This is a genomic window from Stenotrophomonas maltophilia (genome assembly GCF_047497515.2).
Lineage (GTDB): Bacteria > Pseudomonadota > Gammaproteobacteria > Xanthomonadales > Xanthomonadaceae > Stenotrophomonas.
This window is the reverse complement of record NZ_JAXAXL020000004.1, coordinates 12,948-36,961: the sequence shown is the minus strand read 5'-3', so window position 1 is coordinate 36,961 and position 24,014 is coordinate 12,948. Positions and strand designations below refer to the sequence as shown.

The 24,014-nt window shown below is 67.4% G+C and carries 19 protein-coding genes; 13 read left to right on the top strand and 6 right to left on the bottom strand.

Translation table 11 applies throughout. The features are described 5' to 3' along the window. Nucleotides 1-63 precede the first annotated feature (63 nt). The 3 genes from ACMZPQ_RS08715 (at nucleotide 64) to pbpC (ending at nucleotide 9,009) form a co-directional block, all read left to right on the top strand. On the top strand, nucleotides 64-1,524 hold the full coding sequence (locus ACMZPQ_RS08715; RefSeq protein ID WP_197583170.1) for a bifunctional 2-methylcitrate dehydratase/aconitate hydratase: 1,461 nt from the start codon (nucleotides 64-66) through the stop codon (nucleotides 1,522-1,524). 146 nt (nucleotides 1,525-1,670) lie between these two features. Next, nucleotides 1,671-6,578: an alpha-2-macroglobulin family protein gene (locus ACMZPQ_RS08710; RefSeq protein WP_197582157.1), complete on the top strand. Its 4,908-nt coding sequence runs from the start codon at nucleotides 1,671-1,673 to the stop codon at nucleotides 6,576-6,578. Between the two features lie 49 nt (nucleotides 6,579-6,627). After that, on the top strand, nucleotides 6,628-9,009 hold the full coding sequence (gene pbpC / locus ACMZPQ_RS08705) for a penicillin-binding protein 1C (RefSeq protein WP_197582156.1): 2,382 nt from the start codon (nucleotides 6,628-6,630) through the stop codon (nucleotides 9,007-9,009). A gap of 114 nt (nucleotides 9,010-9,123) precedes the next feature. Here pbpC and ACMZPQ_RS08700 read toward each other — a convergent pair whose 3' ends face one another. Further along, entirely contained in the window at nucleotides 9,124-9,699 is a 576-nt protein-coding gene (locus ACMZPQ_RS08700; protein WP_008264790.1) for a ferritin-like domain-containing protein, read from the bottom strand. A gap of 29 nt (nucleotides 9,700-9,728) precedes the next feature. After that, nucleotides 9,729-10,211 (bottom strand): redoxin family protein, encoded by a 483-nt coding sequence (locus tag ACMZPQ_RS08695; protein ID WP_197582155.1) that lies wholly within the window; start codon nucleotides 10,209-10,211, stop codon nucleotides 9,729-9,731. Between the two features lie 261 nt (nucleotides 10,212-10,472). Between ACMZPQ_RS08695 and ACMZPQ_RS08690 the strand changes: the two genes are divergently transcribed. Beyond that, nucleotides 10,473-11,366, top strand: coding sequence for a DnaJ C-terminal domain-containing protein (locus ACMZPQ_RS08690; RefSeq protein WP_008265225.1), 894 nt, complete (start codon nucleotides 10,473-10,475; stop codon nucleotides 11,364-11,366). A gap of 76 nt (nucleotides 11,367-11,442) precedes the next feature. On the opposite strand, the gene pilH is transcribed toward ACMZPQ_RS08690, so the two are convergent. Together pilH and ACMZPQ_RS08680 are read right to left on the bottom strand one after the other, a co-directional pair. Then, the gene (pilH, locus tag ACMZPQ_RS08685) at nucleotides 11,443-11,814 is read right to left on the bottom strand and encodes a twitching motility response regulator PilH (protein WP_005410644.1); all 372 of its coding nucleotides are present in this window, start codon (nucleotides 11,812-11,814) and stop codon (nucleotides 11,443-11,445) included. An 88-nt stretch (nucleotides 11,815-11,902) separates the two neighbouring features. Further along, on the bottom strand, nucleotides 11,903-12,898 hold the full coding sequence (locus tag ACMZPQ_RS08680) for a YhdH/YhfP family quinone oxidoreductase (RefSeq protein ID WP_197582154.1): 996 nt from the start codon (nucleotides 12,896-12,898) through the stop codon (nucleotides 11,903-11,905). Between the two features lie 153 nt (nucleotides 12,899-13,051). On the opposite strand from ACMZPQ_RS08680, the gene hflK reads away from it, so the two are divergent. The 8 genes from hflK to ACMZPQ_RS08640 all read left to right on the top strand — a co-directional run bounded on the left by hflK (nucleotide 13,052) and on the right by ACMZPQ_RS08640 (nucleotide 19,916). Next, complete coding sequence (gene hflK / locus ACMZPQ_RS08675; RefSeq protein WP_197582153.1) at nucleotides 13,052-14,185, top strand: FtsH protease activity modulator HflK; 1,134 nt, start codon at nucleotides 13,052-13,054, stop codon at nucleotides 14,183-14,185. Further along, nucleotides 14,182-15,045, top strand: a complete 864-nt coding sequence (hflC, locus tag ACMZPQ_RS08670; protein WP_010482785.1) for a protease modulator HflC — start codon at nucleotides 14,182-14,184, stop codon at nucleotides 15,043-15,045. The genes hflK and hflC overlap by 4 nt, the downstream gene beginning before the upstream one ends. 68 nt (nucleotides 15,046-15,113) lie before the next feature. Then, nucleotides 15,114-15,299, top strand: a complete 186-nt coding sequence (locus ACMZPQ_RS08665) for a DUF2065 domain-containing protein (protein ID WP_106468837.1) — start codon at nucleotides 15,114-15,116, stop codon at nucleotides 15,297-15,299. A gap of 417 nt (nucleotides 15,300-15,716) precedes the next feature. Then, entirely contained in the window at nucleotides 15,717-17,009 is a 1,293-nt protein-coding gene (locus ACMZPQ_RS08660; protein WP_006463282.1) for an adenylosuccinate synthase, read from the top strand. Between the two features lie 674 nt (nucleotides 17,010-17,683). Further along, nucleotides 17,684-18,040 (top strand): hypothetical protein, encoded by a 357-nt coding sequence (locus tag ACMZPQ_RS08655; RefSeq protein ID WP_197582152.1) that lies wholly within the window; start codon nucleotides 17,684-17,686, stop codon nucleotides 18,038-18,040. A gap of 154 nt (nucleotides 18,041-18,194) precedes the next feature. Then, nucleotides 18,195-18,839: a hypothetical protein gene (locus tag ACMZPQ_RS08650; RefSeq protein WP_197582151.1), complete on the top strand. Its 645-nt coding sequence runs from the start codon at nucleotides 18,195-18,197 to the stop codon at nucleotides 18,837-18,839. Nucleotides 18,840-18,901: 62 nt separating this feature from the next. Next, complete coding sequence (locus tag ACMZPQ_RS08645) at nucleotides 18,902-19,546, top strand: nucleotidyltransferase domain-containing protein (RefSeq protein ID WP_312646171.1); 645 nt, start codon at nucleotides 18,902-18,904, stop codon at nucleotides 19,544-19,546. Then, complete coding sequence (locus ACMZPQ_RS08640; RefSeq protein WP_197582149.1) at nucleotides 19,509-19,916, top strand: hypothetical protein; 408 nt, start codon at nucleotides 19,509-19,511, stop codon at nucleotides 19,914-19,916. Before ACMZPQ_RS08645 ends, ACMZPQ_RS08640 begins: the two co-directional genes overlap by 38 nt. A gap of 20 nt (nucleotides 19,917-19,936) precedes the next feature. Here the strand turns inward: ACMZPQ_RS08640 and ACMZPQ_RS08635 are convergent, their stop codons facing one another. After that, the gene (locus tag ACMZPQ_RS08635; RefSeq protein ID WP_197582148.1) at nucleotides 19,937-20,581 is read right to left on the bottom strand and encodes a peptidoglycan DD-metalloendopeptidase family protein; all 645 of its coding nucleotides are present in this window, start codon (nucleotides 20,579-20,581) and stop codon (nucleotides 19,937-19,939) included. A 4-nt stretch (nucleotides 20,582-20,585) separates the two neighbouring features. Then, the gene (locus ACMZPQ_RS08630) at nucleotides 20,586-21,545 is read right to left on the bottom strand and encodes a L,D-transpeptidase family protein (RefSeq protein WP_197582147.1); all 960 of its coding nucleotides are present in this window, start codon (nucleotides 21,543-21,545) and stop codon (nucleotides 20,586-20,588) included. Between the two features lie 235 nt (nucleotides 21,546-21,780). Here ACMZPQ_RS08630 and ACMZPQ_RS08625 point away from each other — a divergent pair, with 235 nt between their 5' ends. Next, on the top strand, nucleotides 21,781-23,907 hold the full coding sequence (locus ACMZPQ_RS08625) for a methyl-accepting chemotaxis protein (protein ID WP_197582146.1): 2,127 nt from the start codon (nucleotides 21,781-21,783) through the stop codon (nucleotides 23,905-23,907). Nucleotides 23,908-24,014: the final 107 nt, after the last annotated feature.

The window sequence follows — 24,014 nt, the reverse complement described above, 5'->3', positions numbered from 1 at the left end:
TAGCTGCCAACCCTGGTTGGCATGGTGCACGGGCAACCGTGCACCGCAACGAGGAGATCAACGATGTCCAGCAACGCGCCCCCATCCAACGAACGTGCAGCGTGGGATGCGCTGCTGGTGGACATTGTCGATTACGTGCGCGACGCGCGCATCGACTCACCGCTGGCGTTCCAGACCGCGCATCACTGCCTGCTTGATACGCTGGGCTGCGGGCTGGAAGCGTTGTCTTTCCCGGCCTGCAGCAAGCTGCTCGGGCCACTGGTGCCGGGCATCAGCGTGGTCAACGGTGCGCGCGTGCCGGGTACGCACTACGTGCTGGACCCGGTGCAGGCCGCCTTCAACCTCGGCGCGATGGTGCGCTGGCTGGATTTCAACGACACCTGGTTGGCCGCCGAATGGGGGCATCCGTCGGACAACCTCGGCGGCATCCTCGCCGTCTGCGATTGGTTGGGTCGCAACGCACAGGCCCTGCGTCGCCCGCCGCCGACGCTGCACGACGTGCTGCTGGCGATGATCAAGGCGCACGAGATCCAGGGCGTGCTGGCCCTGCAGAATTCGTTCAACCGGGTCGGGCTGGACCATGTGGTGCTGGTCAAGGTGGCCACCACGGCGGTGGTCGCGCACCTGCTCGGGCTGGATCGCGAGCGCATGCTCAATGCGCTGTCGCTGGCCTGGGTCGATGGCCAGGCGCTGCGGACCTATCGCCATGCGCCCAACACCGGCTCGCGCAAGAGCTGGGCGGCCGGCGATGCGACCAGTCGGGGCGTGCGCCTCGCCTTGATGGCGGCCAGCGGCGAGATGGGCTACCCCAGCGTGCTGAGTGCGCCGACCTGGGGCTTCGAGGCGGTGTCGATGCATGGCCAGCAGCTGACGCTGGGGCGGCCGCTGGGCAGCTATGTGATGGAGAACGTGCTGTTCAAGATCAGCTACCCGGCCGAGTTCCACGGCCAGACCGCGGTCGAGGCCGCGATCGCGCTGCACCAGCAGCTGCGCGCAATGGGGCGCCGGATCGAAGACATCGCGCACATCGCGATCCGCACTCAGGAAGCCTGCATCCGCATCATCGACAAGCAGGGCCCGCTGCACAATCCGGCCGACCGCGACCACTGCGTGCAGTACATGGTCGCCATCGCGCTGCTGCATGGGCGGCTGGTGGCCGAGGACTACGAGGACGACGTTGCCGCCGATCCGCGCATCGACGCGCTGCGCGCGAAGATGGCCTGCCATGAGGACCCCCGCCTCAGCGCCGATTACCTGGACCCGGACAAGCGCAGCATCGCCAACGGCCTGAGCGTACGCTTCACCGATGGCAGCGAACTGCCGGAGGTGCTGGTGGAGTACCCGCTCGGTCACGCCCGGCGCCGCGAGGAAGGCATCCCGCTGCTGATGGACAAGTTCCGCCGGCACCTGGCCCACCGTTTCCCGACCACCCAGCAGCAACGCATCCTGGCCGCATCGCTGGACCCGGTGACGCTGGCGGCGATGCCGGTGACCGACTACGTGGACCTGTACCTGCCGGGGTAGGAGCTGGGGTAGTGCCGGCCGCTGGCCGGCATTCGGGTTGCCGGCCAGCGGCCGGCACTACCCGCGCGGGGGCGTTCCTGCCGAATCCGCGTCAACACCTTGACGCGGCGCGCCTATAATGGCCGCCTCGATCAAGGAGTGACGACATGAGCGGTCCGGCGCGGCGGAAGCGGTGGGGATGGGCGGCGGCGGTACTGGCAGGAGGCCTGTTGCTGGGCCTGGCCGGCTGCCGCAACGACAGTGGGCAGTTGCCCAAGGCCAGCGGTGAAGCGATCACCACCAAAGCCGAACAGGTGAAGGAATTCACCCTGCTGCGCGCCTACCCGGACCAGAAGAATGACGGCCTGTCGCTGGCGTTGGAGTTCTCGCGCCCGCTGGTCGGCACCCAGGACTTCGACAAGCTGGTGCGCTTCGAGGAGAAGGTCGGCACCGATGACAGCAGCTGGACGCTGTCCGACGACGGACTGACCCTGCGTTACCCGTTCGTCGAGGCCGGCAAGGAATTCAGCCTGGTGGTCTCGGCCGACCTGCTGGCCGCCGATGGCAGCCGCCTGGGCAAGGAACTGAAGCAGAAGGTGTTCAGCGGCGAGCTGAAGCCGGTGGTCGGTTTCGCCTCGCAGGGCAGCGTGCTGCCGGCCAAGGACAGCCGCGGCCTGCCGGTGGTCTCGGTGAACGTGCCGGAGGTCGACGTCGAGTTCCTGCGCGTGCGCGAGAAGGACCTGCCGACCTTCTTCAGCCAGTACCAGCGCGGCGGCCGCCGTGGCAGCTGGGAACTGAGCAGCGACTACGACCGCAGCCCGATCAACAAGCTGGCCGAGCCGGTCTACGTCAACCGCTTCATCCTCGGTGGCAAGCAGAACGAGCGGGTGCTGACCTACCTGCCGACCCAGGACATCAAGGAACTGCAGGAGCCGGGCCTGTACTTCGCCCTGCTCAAGCGCACCGGTGACTACGAAGGCGAGTTCGATACCGCGTTCTTCTCGGTCAGCGACATCGGCCTGCATACGCGTGCCTACAAGGACAAGCTGTTCGTGCACACCGCCGGCCTGAAGGACGGCGCGCCGCTGAAGGGCATCGACCTGCGCGTGCTGGATGCCAAGGGCGAGGTGGTGCTGAAGGGCAGCACCGACGGCAACGGCAATGCGCTGCTGAACTACACCCTGGATGCGACCCACGTGCTGGTTGCCAGCAGTGGCAAGGACACCAGCTTCCTGCCGTTCAACCAGCCGGCGCTGGACCTGAGCGAGTTCGCCGTGGCCGGCCGTGACAACGCGTGGTTCGACGTCTACGCGTGGTCGGGCCGTGACCTGTATCGCCCGGGCGAAACCGTGCGCCTGTCCGCGCTGCTGCGCGACAACGACGGCAAGCCGGTGAAGGCGCAACCGGTGTTCCTGCGCCTGAAGCAGCCCGACGGCAAGACCTTCCGCGAGACCCGCCTGCAGCCGGGCGACCAGGGCTACATCAACTTCGAGCAGGTGATTCCGGCCGAGGCGCCGACCGGGCGCTGGCAGGTCGAGTTCCGCACCGACCCGGCCAGCAAGGAAGCGATCCAGGGCATGACCCTGCGCATCGAGGAGTTCCTGCCCGAGCGCATGAAGCTGGACCTGGACAGCGCACAGAAGACCCTGAAGCCGGGCGAAGAGCTACGCCTGCAGGCCAATGGCGCCTACCTGTATGGCGCGCCGGCCGATGGCAACCGTTTCACCGCACGCATGGCGGTGGCGGCCGAACAGAAGCCGGTGGACGGCCTGCCGGGCTACTTCTTCGGCGACCCGACCCTGCAGCTGCCGCGCGAAGCCAAGGACGTGATCGATACCACGCTGCCGGCCAATGGCCAGCTGCGCGAGGACGTGGCATTGCCGGAAGAGGCGGCCAAGGCCAAGGCGCCGATTGCGGTGGTGCTGTCCGGCAGCCTGTACGAGACCGGTGGCCGCACGGTCACCCGTACCCTGAAGCGGGTAATGTGGCCGGCCAATGCGCTGGTCGGCGTGCGCCCGCTGTTCAACCCCGATGATGGCGCCGATTCCAACGGCAATGCACGCTTCGAGCTGATGCGCGTGGACGCCGCCGGTAACCCGCAGCCGGCCAAGGGCCTGAAGGTCACCCTGGTGCGCGAACTGCGCGATTACCACTGGACCTTCAACGACAACCGCTGGGACTACGATTTCACCCGCCGCTTCGAGAACAAGGAAACCCGTACCGTCGACGCCGGCAGCAGCGCGGTCGCCTTCGATTTCCCGGTGGAGTGGGGCGAATACCGGGTGGACGTGTTCGATCCGTCCACCGGCCTGACCAGCCGCTATCCGTTCCGCGCCGGCTGGAGCTGGGGCGATGACAACCGCGGTCTGGATGCACGCCCGGACAAGGTCAAGCTGGGCCTGGACAAGACCGGCTACAAGGCCGGTGACACGCTGGAAGTGACGGTGACCCCGCCGCACGCCGGCAAGGGCATCCTGATGGTCGAGACCGACCGCATGCTGTACGTGCAGGACATCGAGGCCAAGCCGGGTTCGACCTTCAAGATTCCGGTCACCGCCGACTGGGAGCGGCACGACGTCTACATCACCGCGCTGGTGTTCCGGGGCGGAAGTGCGCCGAGCAAGATCACCCCGGCCCGTGCCGTGGGCGTGGTGCATGTGCCGATGGACCGCAAGGGCCGCACCGTGGCCGTCGGCCTGGTCGCGCCCAAGCAGATGCGCCCGGAACAGGACCTGCCGGTAACGGTCAGTGCGCCGCAGCTGGCCGGCAAGACCGCGCACGTCACCGTCTCGGCGGTGGACGTGGGCATCCTCAACATCACCCGCTTCCCGGTGCCGGATGCCGGCGCGCACTTCTTCGCGCAGCGTCGCCTCGGCATTGATGCCTACGACATCTACAGCCGGGTGATCGAGAGCTTCGACGGTGGCGCCGGCAAGCTGAAGTTCGGCGGTGACATGGCCTTGCAGGCGCTGCCGCAGGCCAAACGCCCGACCGCGCGCGTGCAGACCGTGGACCTGTTCTCCGGCCCGGTGCAGCTCGACGCCAAGGGCATCGCCCGCATCCGCCTGAAGGTGCCGGACTTCAACGGCACCCTGCGCGTGTCGGCGCTGGTCTACAGCGATGACCAGTACGGCAAGCGCGATGTGGAAACCGTGGTGCGCGCGCCGATCCTGGCCGAGGCCAGCATGCCGCGCGTGCTCGCCCCGGGCGACCGCAGCACCGTGACCCTGGACGTGCAGAACTTCACCGGCAAGCCCGGCCAGTTCAACGTGAAGGTGGAAAGCGAGGGCCCGCTGAACCTGGGCGAGGGCAGCCGCAGCGTGCAGTTGAATGCCGATGCCAAGACCACGCTGAGCTTCCCGCTGTCGGCACGCGAGGGCCACAGCGTGGCCAAGGTGCGGGTGCGCGTGGACGGCAACGGCTTCAAGGCCGATCGCCGCTACGACCTGCCGGTGCGTGCGGCGTGGCCGCAGGTGCTGCGTTCGCAGGTGCGTACGCTCGATCCGCTTGCCGCGGTCAGCCTCGACAACAGCCTGACCGATGGCCTGATGTCCGAATCGGTGAACGCGCGGCTGCTGGTCAGCCCGCTGCCACCGATTCCCTTCGCCAGCGCGCTGCAGGGCGCGCTGAACTACCCATACGGCTGTGCCGAACAGACCACCAGCAAGGGTTACGCCGCGCTGATCCTGGATCAGGCCACGTCGTCGATGCTTGGCGCCGACGGCCTGGATGCCAAGACCCGCCGCGAACGCATGGAAGGCGCGTTCGGTCGCCTGGCGTCGATGCAGGTGGCCAACGGCAACTTCTCGATGTGGGGTGACGACGGCTACGTGAACCCGTGGCTGACCCCGTACATCACCGAGTTCCTGCTCGACGCCAAGGACGCCGGCTTCGCGGTGCCCGACAATGTGCTGCAGAAGGCGCTCAACCGCCTCAGCGAGGACCTGCTGTCCGGTGGCAATCAGTTCTACGGCCAGGAAGACCGCGAGAAGCTGAAGTTCGCCAACCAGGCGTATTCGGGCTACGTGCTGGCTCGGGTGAACCGCGCGCCGCTGGGTACCCTGCGCACGCTGTACGACAACGAGCGCAGCAAGGCGGTCGGCGGCCTGTCGCTGGTCCACCTGGGCGTGGCGCTGTCGTTGCAGGGCGATGCCAAGCGTGGCCAGGCCGCGCTGGCCGCAGCCTTCGCCAAATCCAGCAGCGAACGCCCGTCGTACTTCGGTGACTACGGCAGCGCGATCCGTGATGACGCGCTGATGATCGCGCTGACCCATGAAAACAAGCTGGCCAAGCCAGCGTGGGACGCGCGTGCGGTGGATCTGGGCCGTGGCCTGGATGCCCGCCGCAATGCTGGCTGGATGTGGCTGAGCACGCAGGAACAGGTGGCCATCGCCCGCCTCGGCAAGGCCCTGGCTGCCAACCAGAAGGCGCTGGTGGCCGGTGAGCTGGTGATCGGTGGCAGCACCGAAGCGATCAGCGAACGCAAGCTGTTCGGCCGCAACTTCAGTGCCAGCGAGCTGGCCAGTGGCGTGCGCTTCACCCCACAGGGCCAGCCGCCGATGTTTGCCAGCATCGACGTGGCCGGCATTCCGCGCAGTGCGCCGGCACCGGACAACAGCGTGCTCGGCATCGAGCGCAGCTACTACGGCACCGATGGCAAGCCATGGTCGCCGCGTCCGCTGAAGGAAGGCGAAGCGCTGATCGTGCGCGTCACCGTCACCGCCGATACCACGATGCCCGACGCGTTGCTGACCGACCTGCTGCCGGCCGGCCTGGAGATCGAGAACTTCAACCTGGGCGACGCCAAGCAGTGGGCCGATGTGGTGGTTGATGGCATCACCATCAGCGACCGCGGCGAAGCGGCCGATACCAAGCACGAGGAGTTCCGCGACGACCGCTATGTGGCCGCGCTCAAGCTCTCGCGTGGCAGCAAGGCCAGCGTGTTCTACCTGGTGCGCGCGGTGACCCCGGGTACCTACTCGGTGCCGCCGCCGCTGGTGGAGGACATGTACCGCCCGCAGCTGCGTGGCGTCGGCCGCAGCAACCCGACCACGATCACGGTGGTGCAGCCGTGACCGCGCGGACGGGCCGCGACGGCGCGGCCCGTCCCACTGGCAACCTGCAATGAAGCACACGATGAAGACCCGGCTGGCGGCCCTGCGCCGCTGGCTGCGGCCGCTGTGGCCGTGGCTGCGATGGGGCACGGCGGCCATGCTGGTACTGCTGCTGGTGCTGGATTTCGCCTTCCCGCCACCGCTGCCGAAGCAACGCGATACCAGCACCCTGGTGGTGGCCGCCGACGGCACGCCGCTGCGCGCATTCGCCGATGCCGAGGGCGTGTGGCGCTATCCGGCATCGATCGACAGCGTCTCGCCGCTGTACCTGCAGGCGTTGCTGACCTACGAAGACCGCTGGTTCTGGCAGCATCCGGGCATCAACCCGCTGGCGATCCTGCGTGCCAGCGGCCAGCTGCTGCGCGGCGGCCGCATCGTGTCCGGCGGTTCGACCCTGACCATGCAGGTCGCCCGCATCCTCGACCCGCACACGCGCACGCCCTGGGGCAAGCTCAAGCAGATGCTGCGCGCGGTGCAGCTGGAAGTGCACCTGAGCAAGCGGCAGATCCTGGCCCTGTACCTTGAGCGCGCGCCTTACGGCGGCACCATCGAAGGCGTGGAAGCGGCCAGCTGGGCCTATCTTGGCAAGCCGGCGGCGCAGCTGTCGCATGCCGAGGCCGCGCTGCTCGCGGTGCTGCCGCAGGCGCCGAGCCGGCTGCGCCCGGACCGCCACCCGGAAGCGGCGCAGAAGGCGCGCGACAAGGTGTTGTCACGCATGGCCGAACTGGGTGCGTGGACGCCGGACGAAGTGGAGGATGCACGCATCGAGAATGTGGTGGCGCGCTCGCTGCGGCCGCCGCTGCATGCCGCATTGCTGGCGCAGCGCCTGCATTCGGCGCATCCGGGCCAGGCGCGCATCCAGAGCAGCATCGACATCGGCCTGCAGCGCACGCTGGAAGAACGCGTGGCCAGCTACTTCTCGACGTTGCCGGAACGTACATCGGCCGCGCTGTTGGTGGTCGACAACCAGACCCTGCAGGCGCGCGCCTATGTCGGCACCCTGGCGTTCGGCGATCGCCAGCGGCTGGGCCACGTGGACATGGTGCAGGCCTGGCGCTCGCCGGGCTCTACGCTCAAGCCGTTCCTGTACGCGATGGCGCTGGATGATGGCCTGATCCATTCGGAAAGCCTGCTGGTCGACGCACCGCAGAGTTTCGGCAGCTACCGCCCCGGCAATTTCGACATGGCGTTCAACGGGCCGATCGGCGCCGCCAGCGCGTTGCGGCTGTCGCTGAACGTGCCCTCGGTGGACCTGCTGCAGCGGGTCGGCGCGGCGCGCTTTGCCGCGCGCCTGTCGCACGCCGGCATCCAGCTGCGATTCCCGCCCGGCAGCACGCCCAACCTGTCGTTGATCCTGGGTGGCACCGGCGCGCGCCTGGAGGATCTGGTCGGCGCGTTCGCTGCGCTCAACCGTAATGGCATCGCCGGCCGCGTGCGTTACACCGATGACGAGCCGATGATCGAGCGCCGCCTGGCCTCGCCGGGCGCCAGCTGGATCGTGCGCGAGATGCTGGAGTCGAATCCGCGCCCGGGCTACAGCGTCGGCACCTTCGACGTCGGCGGCCGGCCGCGCGTGGCCTGGAAGACCGGCACCAGTTATGGCTACCGCGATGCGTGGGCGATCGGCAGCACCCGCCACTACACCGTGGGCGTGTGGGTGGGGCGTCCGGACGGCACGCCGCTTCCCGGCCAGTACGGTGCGGTCACCGCGCTGCCGCTGATGTTCGAAGTGGTGGACAGCCTGCCGCGCCAGCGCGGTGACTCGGCTGCCGCACCGATGCCGGCCAGCGTCAGCCAGGAAGACATCTGCTGGCCGACCGGCGAGCGGGCCGAAGGCCTGCCGGCCGCACTCTGCCAGCGGCGGATGCCGGCCTACCTGCTTGAGGGCGCGGCACCGCCGACCTTCCCCGAGCGCGAAGCACGGCGCTGGCAGCCGGGCCGACAGCGCTACCTGGCCGATGCGCGCAGTGGCCTGCGTGTATCGGCCGATTGCAGCGCGCCCCATGAAGAAGTGGCGCGAGAGATCGCGCGCTGGCCGGCGCTGCTGTCGCCCTGGCTGTCCAAGGCCACGCGCGAGGCCTCGCAGCTGCCGCCGCTGTCGCCGGATTGCCGAGATGATGGCCGCGAGGCCAGCGTCGCACTGCACATCGACGGGCTCAATGACGGCGCCACGCTGGCGCGTGCGCCGAATGCCGAACATGGCGTGCGCCTGCAGCTGCGCGCACTGGGCAGCGAGCAGGCGGTGGACTGGCTGCTGGATGGACGCTGGATCGCACAGACCCGTGGCGCGCAGCTGATGCAGCGCGAGTTCGCCGAACCGGGCGCACATACGCTGACCGCGTTGGCGGCAGATGGGGCATGGACGCAGGTGCGGTTCAACGTCCTGCGGTAGGTGCCGACCTTGGTCGAAGCTCGGTGCAACGCCAACGACACCGTCGTGCTCTGGTAGGTGCCAACCTGGGTTGGCACGCGGCAAAGGCGCCCACCAAGGTGGGCATCTACCAGATCATTCCCCGATCCACCCATCCAGCAGGTCGGCGAATTCGTCGGCGTGTTCCTCTTCCTGCGCCAGGATCTCTTCGAGGATGCGCTTGGTGGTGGTATCGCGGTCGCCGATGAAGTTGATCATCTCGCGGTAGCTGTCGATGGCGATGCGCTCGGCCACCAGGTTCTCGCGGACCATGTCGCGCAGGTCGCTGCCTTCCTTGTACTCGGCATGCGAACGCGCGGTCAGCGTATCGGGGTTGAAATCGGGTTCGCCTCCGAGCTGGACGATGCGTTCGGCCAGCTTGCCGGCATGTGCCTGTTCCTGCTGTGCATGTTCGAGGAACTCGGCTTTCACCGCGTCGGCCAGCATGCCCTTGGCCATGAAGTAGTGCCGGTAGTAGCGCAGCACGCACACGTACTCGGTGGCCAACGCGTCGTTGAGCAGCTTGATCACCACCTTGCGGTCGGCACTGTAGCTGTCGGTGATCGCGCCGTCCTCGATATTGCGCCGGGCACGGTCACGCAGAGTCTTGCGGTCGCTGATGCCGGGAACCTTCGCGGCGGGCTTGCTGGCTTTGGCTGGCTTGCTGGACATGGCTGGCCGTTTCCTCTTGCGGTGGGGAATCAGGTGGGCAGGTGCTCCAGCACGTACTCGGCTGAAGAGACTTCGAACTGGCCGGGCTGTTCGATCCAGGCCGCGCGCACCACGCCATCGACCACGTACAGCGCGAAGCGGCGCGAGCGGATGCCCATGCCCGAGGCACTGGCATCCAGTTCCAGGCCGAGCGCGCGGGTCAGTTCGGCATTGCCGTCGGACAGCATCAGCAGGCCGTCAGGCACGCTTTGGTCGGCGGACCAGGCCTTCATCACGAAGGGGTCGTTGACCGCCATGCAGTAGACGTCGATGCCGCGCTGGCGGAACGCCTCGAACTTCTCGACGTAGCCGGGCAGGTGTCGGGCCGAACAGGTCGGGGTGAACGCACCGGGCACGGCAAACAGCACCACCTTGCGCGCGTCGAACAGCGAATGCGTGTCGAGCGTTTCGATGCCCTCGCGGATGCGCTTGAGGGTCACTTCCGGGATGCGGTCGCCAACGTGGATGGTCATGGTGAACTCCTTGCAGGGGCAGGCTAGTGGCCCGCATGGGACAGCGACGTCAAGACATTGGAAAACCGGTGTGCAGGCCCCATCTTCAGGCTTTGCCGGACGGCCTTCCAGCCATAGCCTGGGGCAGGGGGATGGCAAGCGCATTGCGCAGGATCAGTCGGCCTCACCGGGGCCGCACGAGCAGCGGCGTAGCATCGCCGGCGCGTAGAATGAACCCGGGGCGGCGCCACCGGCGCGGCCGAAGCGAATCGAGGTAGCTGGATGGAATTCAAGGATTACTACGCCACCCTGGGGGTGGAACCGAGCGCGGGCGAGGCGGAGATCAAGACCGCCTACCGCCGGCTGGCACGCAAGTACCACCCGGACGTCAGCAAGGAGGCCGGGGCCGAAGACAAGTTCAAGGCGGTCAACGAGGCCTACGAGGCGCTGCGCGATCCCGAGAAGCGCGCGGCCTATGACCAGCTGCGCGCGCAGGGCTACCGCCCCGGTGAGGAATTCAACGTGCCGCCGAACTATGGCGGCGCCGGTGGCTTCAATTTCGAGGAAGTGTTCGGCGGTGGCGGCCCCAATGGCGGCTTCAGCGACTTCTTCGAAAGCCTGTTCGCGCGCCAGCGCGGTGGGGCGGGCGCGGGCCCCGGCCCGGGCTTCAGCAGCCATGGCCACGCGCCCAATCGTGATACCCGCGCCAAGCTGTCGGTCCCGCTGGAGGCGGCGTACAACGGTGACAGCCTGCGCATCACCGTCAACGGCAAGCAGCTTGACGTGCGCGTGCCCAAGGGCATCCGTCCCGGCCAGGTGATCCGGCTGGCGGGGCAGGGCAACCAGGGCGGCAACCTGCTGCTGGAAGTGGAGTACGCCGCGCACCCGCAGTTCGAGGTCGATGGCCGCAACATCCTCTACACGCTGCCGGTCACGCCGTGGCAGGCCGCGCTGGGCACCAGCATCAGCGTGCCGACCCTGGGCGGTGCGGTGGAGCTGAAGATTCCGGCCGATTCCGATGCCGGCCGCAAGCTGCGCCTGCGCGGTCGAGGCCTGCCGGGCAATCCGGACGGCGACCAGATCGTTGAAATCGAGATCGTGGCCCCCGCCGCGACCGACGAGGCGCAGAAGAAGGCCTATCGGAACCTGGCCAAGGCCTTTGGCGAAAGCATTTGAAGGTAGTGCCGGCCGCTGGCCGGCACCCACCAAGCAAAAGCGTGCCAACCAAGGTTGGCACCCACCGGAGCAGGCTTCAGCCCTGCCCGGCGAACACGCGCTCCAGCACTTCGGACAGTTCGTCTTCCGAGAACGGCTTGGTGATGTAGGCCTTGGCGCCCTGGCGCATGCCCCACATGCGGTCGGTGTCCTGGTCCTTGGTGGTCACCAGGATCACCGGAATGTGCCGGGTCGCCTCGTCGCGGGCGAGGGTGCGGGTGGCCTGGAAGCCGTTGAGGTTGGGCATCACCACGTCCATCAGGACCAGGTCGGGCAGCTCGGCCTTGGCGGTTTCGACCCCGGCGGCGCCATCGGTGGCGGTCAGGATCTGGTGCCCGAGCTTCTCGACGATGCGCTGTATCCCCAACAGCTGCGACGGTGAGTCGTCGACAATCAGAATGCGTGCCATGTTGTTCCCCATGTAATGCCCGCAGTGTAGTGCGGGCACATTACCGGCGGGAGGGGCGCGCGTGCCGTCCGTCGCCTGCCTGCGACGTTCAGTCGATCCGCACCACGGTGCGGCCCAGCGAACCACCGGCCAGCATCCGTGCGAACACCGCTGGCAGGCCATCGAGGCCGACCTCGGCGGTGCAGATGCGGTCCAGGTGCTGCGGCTTCCACTCGCTGCCCAGGCGTGCCCACACTTCCTCGCGCAGCGCGCGTGGTGCGTTCGCCGAGGACACGCCCAGAAGCGACACGCCGCGCAGGATGAACGGCATCACCGTCATGTCCAGCGTGGGGCTGGCGGCCAGGCCGGCGCTGACCACGCTGCCATAGGGCACAGTCTGTGCCAGCAGGCTGGCCAGCATCGGGCCACCGGCGTTGTCGAGGCCACCGCCGAAGCGCGCCGACTGCAGCGGGCCGGTGTCGGCCAGCGCCGCGCGCGGCAGCACCTCGCTGGCACCGATGCCGCGCAGGAAGTCAGCCTGGTCTGGCTTGCCGCTGACCGCGTGCACGCTGTAGCCAGCCCGGCTGAAGATCGACAGCGCCAGCGCACCGACGCCACCACTGGCGCCGGTGACCGCCAGCGGGCCGAAGTCCGGGGTCTGGCGGTTGTCCTGCATGCGCAGCAGGGCCAGCGCCGCGGTGAAGCCGGCGGTGCCCAGCACCATCGCCTCGCGCGGGCTCAGCCCGGCCGGCTGCGCGATCACCGCGCGCGACTCCAGCCGCACGTACTGGCTGTAGCCGCCGTCGCGGGTCTCGCTGAGGCCGCAGCCGGTGGCCAGTACCGCGTCGCCTTCACGCCAGTCCGGGTCGGTGCTGGCGACCACGGTGCCGGCCACGTCGATGCCGCCCACCAGCGGGAAGCGGCGCAGGATCTTCCCTTTGCCGGTGCCGGCCAGGGCGTCCTTGTAGTTGACCGAAGACCAGTGGGCGCGGATCAGCACCTGGCCGGGGTTGAGGTCGTCGACACTGAGCTGGGCCAGGCCACTGCGGTAGCCGGCGTCGTCGTTTTCGATGCGGAAGGCGGTAAACGGGGTGGTGGGGGCCATCGGCGTTGCCTGACTTCGAGGAAAACGCCACCTTACCCCGTTGCCCCCCTTTCGATCCTGCCGATCCGCCCCATCTTGTATGATCGGTAATGGTTTCACGGCTGGCGCCGCGGGAAGGGCCCGCGCCGCAGCCCACATCTTGATGGAGCGTGCATGGCCTGGAATACACCCGGCGGCAACAAGGGCGGACAAGGCCCCGAGGACAATCGACGCGGGCCGTTCGGGTCGCGCGGCGGTGGCAATGGTGGTGGCTGGGGCGGATTGCCCGGGCCGCTGAAGGACCTGTTCGACGGCGGCATCATGCGTTGGGTGGTGGCAGCCGTGGTGCTGCTGGTGCTGTTCTCCAGCTTCCAGCTGATCGGCGAACAGCAGCGTGGCGTGGTGCTGCGCTTCGGCCAGTTCTCGCGCATCCTGCAGCCCGGCCCGAACTTCAAGCTGCCGTGGCCGATCGAATCGGTCACCAAGGTCAACGCCACCGAGATCAAGACCTTCTCGATCCAGGTGCCGGTGCTGACCCGCGACGAGAACATCGTCAACGTCTCGCTGAACGTCCAGTACCGCATCGACGATCCGCAGCAGTACCTGTTCGGCACTGTTGATGCCAACCAGGTGCTGGAGCAGTCGGCGCAGAGCGCCGTGCGCGAGGAAGTCGGCCGTGCCGACCTCAACGCCGTGCTGAACAACCGTGGCCCGCTGGCCGTGGCTGCCGAGGAGCGCCTGCAGGCGCTGCTGAAGGCGTTCAAGACCGGCCTGACCGTGACCGGCCTGACCCTGCAGGACGCCCGTCCGCCGGAGGAAGTGAAGCCGGCCTTCGACGAGGTCAACGGCGCCCAGCAGGTCAAGGAACGCCTGATCAACGAAGCCCAGGCCTACGCCGCCAAGGTCGTGCCGGAAGCCCGAGGCCAGGCCTCGCGCGCCCGTACCACTGCCGAAGGCTACAAGCAGGCCGTGGTGTCCAAGGCCGAGGGTGACGCGCAGCGCTTCAGCCTGTTGCAGGCCCAGTACAAGGACGCCCCGGAAGTGACCCGCAAGCGCCTGTGGCTGGAGACCGTGCAGCAGGTGCTGAGCGAGAACCGCAAGGTGATTGGTGGCGATGGTCGCCAGCTGATCTACGTGCCGATGACCGGCGATACCCGTCCCACCACGTCGGCCCCGCCCGGCATTACCAACCCGGAGGTGGTGATGCCGTCGCTGCCGGGTACGGCGGTGGAACAGTCCCGCGATCCGGGCCGGCCGGTAGGCCGCCCGACCGGGCGACCAAGCGGCCGTGAGGAGGGCAGCCGATGAAGAGTCCAATCTGGATCGCCGTGATCGTGGCGGTGGTGCTGGGCCTGCTCGGCTCGGTGTACGTGGTCCGTGAGGACCAGACCGCCATGGTCCTGAACCTGGGCAAGGTAGTGCGTTCGGACATCAAGCCGGGCCTGCACTTCAAGGTGCCGGTGGTGGAAACGGTGAAGGTCTTCGACCGCCGCTTCCAGGTGCTCGACACTGCCCCGGCGCGCTACTTCACCGCCGAGCAGAAGGACGTCAGCGTCGACTTCTTCGCCATCGGCTACATCTCCAACGTGGGTGACTACTTCCGTGCCACCGGCGGCGATCCGCGCATCGCCAATGCCCGCCTGGCCCCGATCATCACCGACTCGCTGCGCAACCAGATCAACTCGCGCACCCTGCAGCAGCTGGTCTCCGGCGACCGCAGCGAGCTGATCGCCGAGCAGCTGAAGGGGATCAACGAGGCCGTGGCCGGGCTGGGCATGCAGATGATCGACCTGCGCATCAAGCAGGTGGACCTGCCGACCGACAGCCAGGTGATCAACGACGTGTACGAGCGCATGCGTGCACAGCGCAAGCAGGAAGCGGCCAAGCTGCGTGCGGAAGGCGAGGAACAGTCGCTGACCATCCGCGCCCAGGCTGACCGTGACAGCACCGTGCTGATCGCCGAGGCCGAGCGCGATGCACAGCGCCTGCGCGGTGAAGGTGATGCCGATGCGGCCCGCATCTACGGCAAGGCCGGCTCGGCCGACCCGTCTTTCTACGCGTTCTACCGCAGCCTGGAGGCCTACCGTGGCTCCATGACCGACGGCAACGGCGTGATCGTGCTCGACAAGAACGACCCGTTCCTGCAGTACCTGAAGAACGACCGCTGAGGTCGCAGGGCATTACCCCACGGGGCCCGGCCAGATGCCGGGCCCCGTGCTTTTTCCGGAGTCCCCCCATGAAAGATCTGTTCGCCGCCGTCTGCCTGGTGGCGGTGCTGGAAGGCCTGTTCCTGTTCGTCGCGCCGATTGCCTGGAAGCGCATGGCCGAGCGCCTGCTCGACCTGCCCAGCCCGGCCCTGCGCAGCTTCGGCGGGCTGGTGCTGCTGGCCGGCCTGAGCCTGCTGTGGTGGGCCCGGCATTGAAGGCCCGGCACGGCCGCCTGCGTTCACATGCGTGGCCCGGCTCTGGTAGATGCCAACCTTGGTTGGCATTGCCGGCCAGCGGCCGGCACTACCGGGTGGGGGGGCTGGCCGTCAGGCACATACGTGGCCCGGCTCTGGTAGATGCCAACCTTGGTTGGCATTGCCGGCCAGCGGCCGGCACTACCGGGCGGGGCGCCTGACCGGCCGGTGAAGCCGCCCGTCGGAAAGGTGGCACCCGACCCCGGAAACCCGGATAATGCACAAAAGCCGGACGGGCCTCCCCGTTCGGCTTTTTCCGTGTCTGGGCCTTCCATCGCCGGCGCTCCCCGTTTGGAGCCGCCTTCCAGGTGCTGGCCAGCCCCGCCACGGTTTACCCGTCCGCGGCCCCGATGGCCGCAACAAATCGAGGAGCCCGTCATGGGTCAGTCTGTCGTAGTGTTGGGTGCCCAGTGGGGCGATGAAGGCAAGGGCAAGATTGTCGATCTGCTCACCGAGGAAATCGGCGCCGTGGTGCGCTTCCAGGGCGGCCATAACGCCGGCCACACCCTGGTCATCAATGGCAAGAAGACCGTCCTGCACCTGATCCCGTCGGGCATCCTGCGTGACGATGCGCTGTGCCTGATCGGCAACGGCGTGGTGATCTCGCCGGCCGCGCTGCAGAAGGAAATCGCCGAGCTGGAAGCCTCCGGCGTGGAAGTGCGTTCGCGCCTGAAGATCTCCCCGGCCGCGCCGCTGATCATGCCGTACCACATCGCCCTGGACCAGGCGCGCGAACGCGCTGCCGGCGGCAAGGCGATCGGCACCACCGGCCGTGGCATCGGCCCGGCCTACGAAGACAAGGTGGCGCGTCGCGGCATCCGCATCGCCGACCTGCACTACCCGAAGCAGCTGGAAGAACTGCTGCGCACCGCGCTGGATTACCACAACTTCGTGCTGACCAAGTATCTGAACACCGATGCGGTCGACTTCCAGAAGACCTTCGACGAAGCACTGGCCTTCGGCGAGTACGTGCAGCCGATGAAGTCCGACGTGGCCGGCATCCTGCACGACCTGCGCAAGCAGGGTAAGCGCGTGCTGTTCGAAGGCGCGCAGGGTGCGCTGCTGGACATCGACCACGGCACCTATCCGTACGTCACCAGCTCCAACACCACCGTCGGTGGCGCGCTGGCCGGTTCCGGCGTTGGCGCCGATTCGATCGACTACGTGCTGGGCATCGCCAAGGCCTACGCCACCCGCGTCGGCGGCGGCCCGTTCCCGACCGAACTGGACGACGAAGTCGGCCAGGGCATCCGTGACCGCGGCGCCGAGTACGGTGCCTCGACCGGTCGCCCGCGTCGCTGCGGCTGGATGGACATCGTTGCGCTGAAGCGCGCCGTGGCCATCAACGGCATCAGCGGCCTGTGCATCACCAAGCTGGACGTGCTGGACGGCATGGAAAAGCTGAAGGTCTGCATCGCCTACGAATACAACGGCAAGCGCACCGAGTACGCGCCGCTGGACGCGCAGGGCTGGGAAGACTGCACCCCGGTCTACCTGGAGTTCCCGGGCTGGAGCGAGAACACCCACGGCATCACCAACTGGGACGAGCTGCCGCCGGCCGCACGTGCCTACCTGCGTTCGCTGGAAGAACTGGCCGGTTGCCCGATCAGCATCGTCTCCACCGGCCCGGACCGCGACCACACCATGGTCCTGCAGGACCCGTTCGCCTGAGGTAACGCTGTTCAGCTGAAAAAAAGAGCGCCGCGACTCCCTGTGGGGTCGCGGCGCTTTGTTTTGGGCCGGTTTCATCTGTCGGCAGCCCGTGCCGGTTCCAGTAGTGCCAGCCCATGGCTGGCAGAACCGAAGCCACCAACATGTCGCGTCCAGCACGCCAATTCGGCCGACCACGTCAAATTCTCCCAAGCCACACATCCCTCATGCTCCCCGCATACAACTTCTGGTAAGCGATAAACGTCACGCGCCATTCTGAAGTGAGGGTTGTTCGCGTCACCGCACGTCGCTCTCGTCCGCGCACCAGCACAGTCGCGCCTATTCCTGTCGCATCCACCATTCCCCGGGCATGCAACACTTCGCCCTGCGCTCTCGATTCATCCGAACCTTTCGGATTTTTCTCATTGAATCGAACATGCAGGCGTAGACACCATGGCGTGCCACCGGAAAAGGGTGGCCGGGCATCCAAACCCGCGATATGTGCTGTAAGCGCTTGCCAGCCGGCACCGTCCTGAAACGGTGCCGACTGGCAATCCGTCGGCCTTTATGGCGGGCGGTGCGTGGGGGTCTTCGGACCCGCCGGTCTAGCACGTATCCCGGTTTGGAACCCGCACCGTCCGCCACCCCGCTTCCGCGCGGTGGCGCTGTTAAGTACAGCCACGGAAGCCGACGCCATGACCACTCGCAAGACCCCGCCGTTCCATGTTGTTGAGCCCATCAACGACGATGCGGATCCCGCCGACGATCTCAGCACGTTCCAGGGCTGCCTCACCCGCATCCGTGATGGCGAAGGCTCCGATGGCATGTTGTGGCCGGAGGAGGCCCTGTCCGACGGACGACGTCAGTCCCTGGCGCGGATCGACCGTGCGGCCGTGGGCATCCTCACCGCGGTGGAGATGCTGCACGCGGCCAACCGTTGCGCCACCATGGCGACGCCGCGCAGGCACCTGGACGAAGGTGTGGTGGAAGGGCTGTTCTTCGCCTGCCGCGAACTTGCCGAGCTGGTCTGCAGGGAAGTCAGGCCGGCCTGACTCCTTCCGCATGCGCGATGCCCAGCCTCGCCATCTGGCGAGGTACCGGGTGGGGTCACGCGCTGCTTTGCGCCGGCACTGTAGGCACGTGCAGTTCTGCGCTACGTTGTGGCCAATGCCAGCAGGGATGCAGCGCGATGACCGGGGGTTCGGCATGAAGGGCGAGACGGTCGCACGGGTGGCCCTGTGGCTGCTGTGGAGCCTGTGGGCGCTGGCCTGCATCGTGCTGCTGCTGGGCGCAGCCGCCAACCACCTGGCCTCGCGCACGCAGACCCTGCCACTGGTGCTGCAGCCGGGTGCCACGGCCGAGATCACGGTCTATCGCTTCATCGACGATCCCTTGCGCCTGCGACTGCGCTATGCCGATGACGGCGCCGATCCTTTGGTTGACCCCGAGCTGCGCCTGCGCGCGGAAACCCCGACCGATCGCAATGAGTTCCGCGCGGACACGCGCTCAGCTGCAGAACCGACCGAGGTCATTCGTGCACTGGAATCGGTCGAGCCCGACCGCTTCGCCGCCTCGTACTTCGGCTATGGCCGGGGTGATGCATTGCCGCGCGGGCGTTCCTGGCTGCGGCTGACCGTGCTGGCGGTCGACCCGGCGCTGGCCGGCCGTGCGGCCTCGGTGGACCTGCTGCCGCCGATGGACGTGCTGAAGCTGACCGACCTGGACTACCTCTGGCTGTGGCCGTTCTTCTTCTGGCAGCCGGTGGCGCTCCTTTTACTGATTGCCGGTGGCGGACTGGCGGCCGCCAGCATCGCGCTGCGGCGCTGGCGACGCCGTCCTCCAGCCCGGTAGCGCCGGGCCATGCCCGGCAGTGCACTTGCCAGATACCCAATATGGGCATAATAATGCCCAATATGGGTATTCCCGCCGCCAATCCGTCTCCCGTCGGCCCTGTCGGGCTGGCCGATGCGCTCTTCACCCAGACCCAGCAACGGGTGCTGGCCCTGCTGTTCGGGCAGGACAGCCGCGATTTCAGCATCTCCGAGCTGATCAGCGGCAGCGGTGCCGGCTCGGGCGCCGTGCAGCGCGAGGTGGCCAAACTGGTCGCAAGTGGACTGGTCGAGCAACGCAGGGTCGGTCACCAGAAGCGCTATCGCGCGTATGCCGGCTCGCCCATCCATGCCGAACTGGTGTCGCTGGTGCACAAGACCATCGGCCTCGCACAACCGCTGCGCGAGGCGCTGCAACCGCTGCAGGATCAGATTGCGCTGGCCTTCGTCTTCGGTTCGGTGGCCAAGCACACCGACAGCGCACACAGCGACATCGATCTGATGCTGATATCCGATACGCTGGGCTACGCTGACTTGATGGCCGTGCTCGATCCGCTGGAAGATCGCCTGGGCCGGCCGGTGAACCCCACGCTGTACACGCATGACGAACTGAAGGATCGCCTGCGCAAGGGCAATGCCTTCCTGCAGCGCGTACTGGAACAGCCCAAGGTCTGGGTGATTGGAGGAATGGATGACCTCGCCATTGCAGAATCTGGTCGGGCCGGGTAAACCGCTCACCGTCGAACCACCCGATCCACGCGAGATCGAAGGGCTTCAGCGCTCGGCTCTTGCGCGGCTGCGCGATGCGCGCAATGGCACCCTGTCGCTGGAAAGCCGCTTCGATCTCGCCTACAACGCCGCGCACGCGTTGAGTCTGGCTGCGTTGCGTGCGCAGGGCTACCGGCCCAGCAACCGCTACATCGTGTTCCAGTCGCTCAAGCACACGCTGGGTGTTGGTCCGGAGGTATGGCGCGTGATCGACAAGTGCCACCAGCAGCGCAACATCGCCGAGTACGAGGGCGAACTGGATGTCAGCGGGCGCTTGGTGGAAGACCTCATCATCGCCTGCGAAGCGGTGCGTGTTGCCTCAGGCCTCTGAGTGCAGCGAGTGCCGAAGCGTCAGCGCCCCGCCCGCAGCAGCGGATACGGATTGATCGATTCGCCCTTCCACCACTGCTTCTCCGGCCCCAGCACATGTACCTCGAAGTGCAGGTGCGGGGCCTCGGCGCTGGCATTGCCGGTGCTGCCGACGTAGCCGATCACCTCGCCGCGCTTGATCACCTTCTTTTCCGCCAGCCCATCGGCATAGCGTTGCAGGTGCGCGTAGTAGTAGCACCAGCGTCCGCTGGGTTCGAACTGGTAGATCGTCAGGCCGCCGCGCTTGCTGTCGAACAGCTTTTCCACTGTGCCATCAGCCACGGCCAGCACCGGCGTCCCGGCGTCGGCCATGATGTCGATGGCATCGTGTACGCGCCCTTCGCTGCGTGCATCGGTGAAGGTGTCGCGCAGCTGCGAGGCTTCGATGCCCTGTACGGGCAGCAGCAGGCCGGTTGGCGTGCCGCTCGCGTTGGCCGACGGTGCCACCGATGCGGAAGGCGCTGCATCCACCTGCGCAGCTGCAGGCGCCTTCACCGGCGTTGCAGCGACTGTGGGTTGCGGGGCAGGCTGGGCAACGGCCACCGGTTGAGCCACATCCCGGCGCAACCACCAACCTGCACCCAGGCCCAGCAGCACGCCCAGCACAATCAGCTGCGAAAGACGCATCGGCTCACTCCTGCATCACCACGGGTACCGAGGTATCCACTGCATCGGCTACGCGCAACGCATCCCAGTTGGTCATGCGCACGCAGCCATGCGATTCGGTCTTGCCGACATGGCCGGGTTCAGGCGTACCGTGCAGGCCATAGTGCGGCTTGGACAGGTCGATCCAGACCCGCCCCACCGGGTTGTTCGGGCCCGGCGGCAGCGTTGCCTTTTTCTCGCCCTTGCGCGCATCCCAGAACAGTTTCGGGTTGTAGTGGAACGGCGGGTCGCGATACACGCCGAGGATCTTCCATTCACCGATCGGCAGCGGGTCGTGCTGGCTGCCCGAGGACACCGGCACCTGCGCAATCACCTTGCCCTGCGCATCCAGCAGCTGCAGCGTGGAATCGGATTTGTCGACCACCACTTTGGCCGCCTTCGGCAGCGGGGCCGGGGCGATGTTCGGCACCTGGATGAGGTTGCCGGCCTTGCCCAGGTCGACGCCGGGGTTCAATACCTTCAGCAGTTCGGGCGAGGCATGGAAGCGTTCGCCCAGTGATTCTTCCACGCTGCCGTAACCCAATGCCTTCAGCTTGGCCTGTGCGGCAGGTCCCTTGGGCACCGGCTGGAACGGACCTGCCACGTCCTCGGCGGTCAGCGTGTAGCTGGCCAGCGGCGCGTTGGCATCGGCCTGCAGTGCCTTCCAGGTGGCCTCGTCCAGCTCGCCGGTCACCGTCAGGCCATGGGCGGCCTGGAAGCCGGACACTGCGCGGCGCTGGTTGCTGCCGACCTCGCCGTCAATCTGGCCCGGCGAGAAATTGGCCCGGTCCAGCAGTACCTGCGCGTGCAGCGGCGAGCGGGCTGCGATGTCCGGTCCTGCCTTCTCCGCGATGGGCGCCGGCAGCTGGGCCGGCGGCGGTACCTGGGCGAAGGCGGGCGAGATCAGCAATGACAGGGCGAGCAGGGCGGGGCGGGGTACGGGCATGGAGGTCTCCGGCAGATGGCAGCTCCACCCTGCCCGCAGGGGCTGCGTAGCCGCCGTGAAAGCGAACTGATGCCGGCATGAGCAGAACGGCGCGGCCACGCGGCGGAGCCTTGCCGCAGAAGCGCGCCACGTGGCCTCACCAAGGTGAACGGCTGCCGACGACTGCAGGTGTTGTCGATCAAGAATGCCGGTGGCCCGGCCGATACGGGCGCATCCCCCCGTTTTGGATGTACCGATGAACTACTTGAGGAATGTCAGGGTTGCCTGGCGTCTTGGGCTGGGCTTTGGCCTGTTGCTGCTGCTGGTTGCCGCCGTGGTGGCGACCGGCGCCACCGCCAGCGTCGTGCAGAAGCGCGCGATGCAGCAGGTGGTCGATGTCAGCGTGGCCAAGGTGCGGTTGCTGTCGCAGATGCTCGACGCCAACAACCAGATGATGGTGGTGCGCCGCGAGATGCTGATCCGCCAGGGCGATGACCGTGGCCACGACGAGCAGCGCATTGCCGATCTGGTCAAGCGCTACGAGGCCAGCTGGTCCGCTTACCAGGCGCTGCCCAGCGATGCCGACGGCAAGGCCATCGCTGAAACCATCGCAGCCAAGCGCGCCATCGCCCGCCCGCTCAACAAGCAGACCAGCGAGTTGATGGAGCAGGGGGACTATCCCGGCGCCGTGGCGTTGACCCTGGGCCCGGTGCAGGAAGCGGCCAATGGCTGGAACAAGGCGCTGTCCGACGGTGTGGACTTTGAAGAGAAGGAAAGCCGCAGCGCCGCAGCCGAGGCGATCCGCCTGGGCGAGCGCAGCCTGCTGCAGCTGCTGGTGCTGGGCGGCGTTGCACTACTGGTTGGCATTGCTGCCTCGGTGATGATCGGGCGCAGCCTGACCGGTCCGCTGGCGCGCGCAGTGAACCTGGCCGAGCGACTGTCCAAGGGCCAGCTGGACCAGGAATTCCGCCTGGGTGGACGTGACGAACTGACCCAGCTGGGCGAGGCGATGGCCAGCGTGCGGCAGAGCGTGCAGGCGGCCATCGGCGCGCAGTTGCGGATGGCTGAGCAGCACGAGGCCGGCGCGATCCGCTATCGCATGGATGCCAGCGCGTTCCCCGGCGATTTCGGGCGCATGGTGCAGGCCACCAACAGCCTGGTTGAATCGCACGTGCAGGTGCAGCTGCTGATGGCCGAGGTGATGCAGCGCTACGCCATCGGCGATCTGAGCCGCGACCTGCCGGATTATCCGGGCGAGAAGGGCACGCTGACCCGCACCCTGGCGGCGGTGAAGCAGAGCCTGATGGCGATCAACGCGCAGATCGATGAGCTGGCCCGTGCCGCGCGCGCTGGTGATTTCAGCATGCGCGGCGATGCTGCCGCGTTCCAGTACCAGTTCAAGGCGATGGTCGAGCACCTCAACGGCATGATGGCCAGTTCGCAGGCCAGCATCGCCGATGTCTCCGACGTGCTGCGCGCAATTTCGCACGGCGATCTGACCGCACGCATGGACGGCGAGTACGACGGCGTGTTCGCCCGCATGCGCGACGACGCCAACACCACCACCGCGCAGCTGACCGGCATCGTGCGCGGCATCCAGGTGGCGGCCGACAGCATCAACAACGCGGCGCAGGAACTGGCCGCCGGCAACAACGACCTGTCGCGCCGCACCGAGCAGCAGGCGGCCAATCTGGAAGAGGCCGCTGCATCGATGGAGGAACTGACATCGACCGTGCGCCAGAATGCCGAGCTGGCCCGCCAGGCCGACAGCGAAGCGCATGCGGCCGGTGCCGCCGTGCGCGAGACCGAGCAGGCGATGGCACAGATGGCCTCGGTGATGGGCGAGATCGACCAGTCGTCGGCCCGCATCTCGGAAATCTCCACGGTGATCGACGGCATCGCGTTCCAGACCAACATCCTCGCGTTGAACGCGGCGGTGGAAGCCGCACGAGCGGGCGAGCAGGGCCGTGGTTTTGCCGTGGTCGCCAGTGAAGTGCGCACGCTCGCGCAGCGTGCCGGTGTCGCGGCGAAGGAGATCAAGGAACTGATCGAAGACGCTGCCGCCAAGGTGAAGAGTGGCCTGGCGGTGACCGTTGAATCCGAAGCCGCAATCGCGCGCGTGGCCCAGGCCAGCTCGCGCACCACCCAGTTGATGAGCGACATCGCAGCGGCCAGCAAGGAACAGGCGGCCGGTATCGAGCAGGTCAACCAGGTGGTGGTGCAGATGGACCAGGTGACCCAGCAGAATGCCGCCCTGGTGGAGGAAGCCACCGCTGCCAGCCGCGCGCTGGAAGAACAGGCGCATGCACTGACCACGTCGGTGTCGGTGTTCAAGGTGGAGCAGGGCGAAGTGGCTTCGGCCGTGGCGCGTCGCGCAGCCTGAGCAGGCTGCTGAACCCGTGACAGGAATACGGCCGCCCTGGGCGGTCGTATTCCCATTGCCTGCCCAGACAGGTGGACAACGGCCATCATTGTTCAAGGGCACTGCCG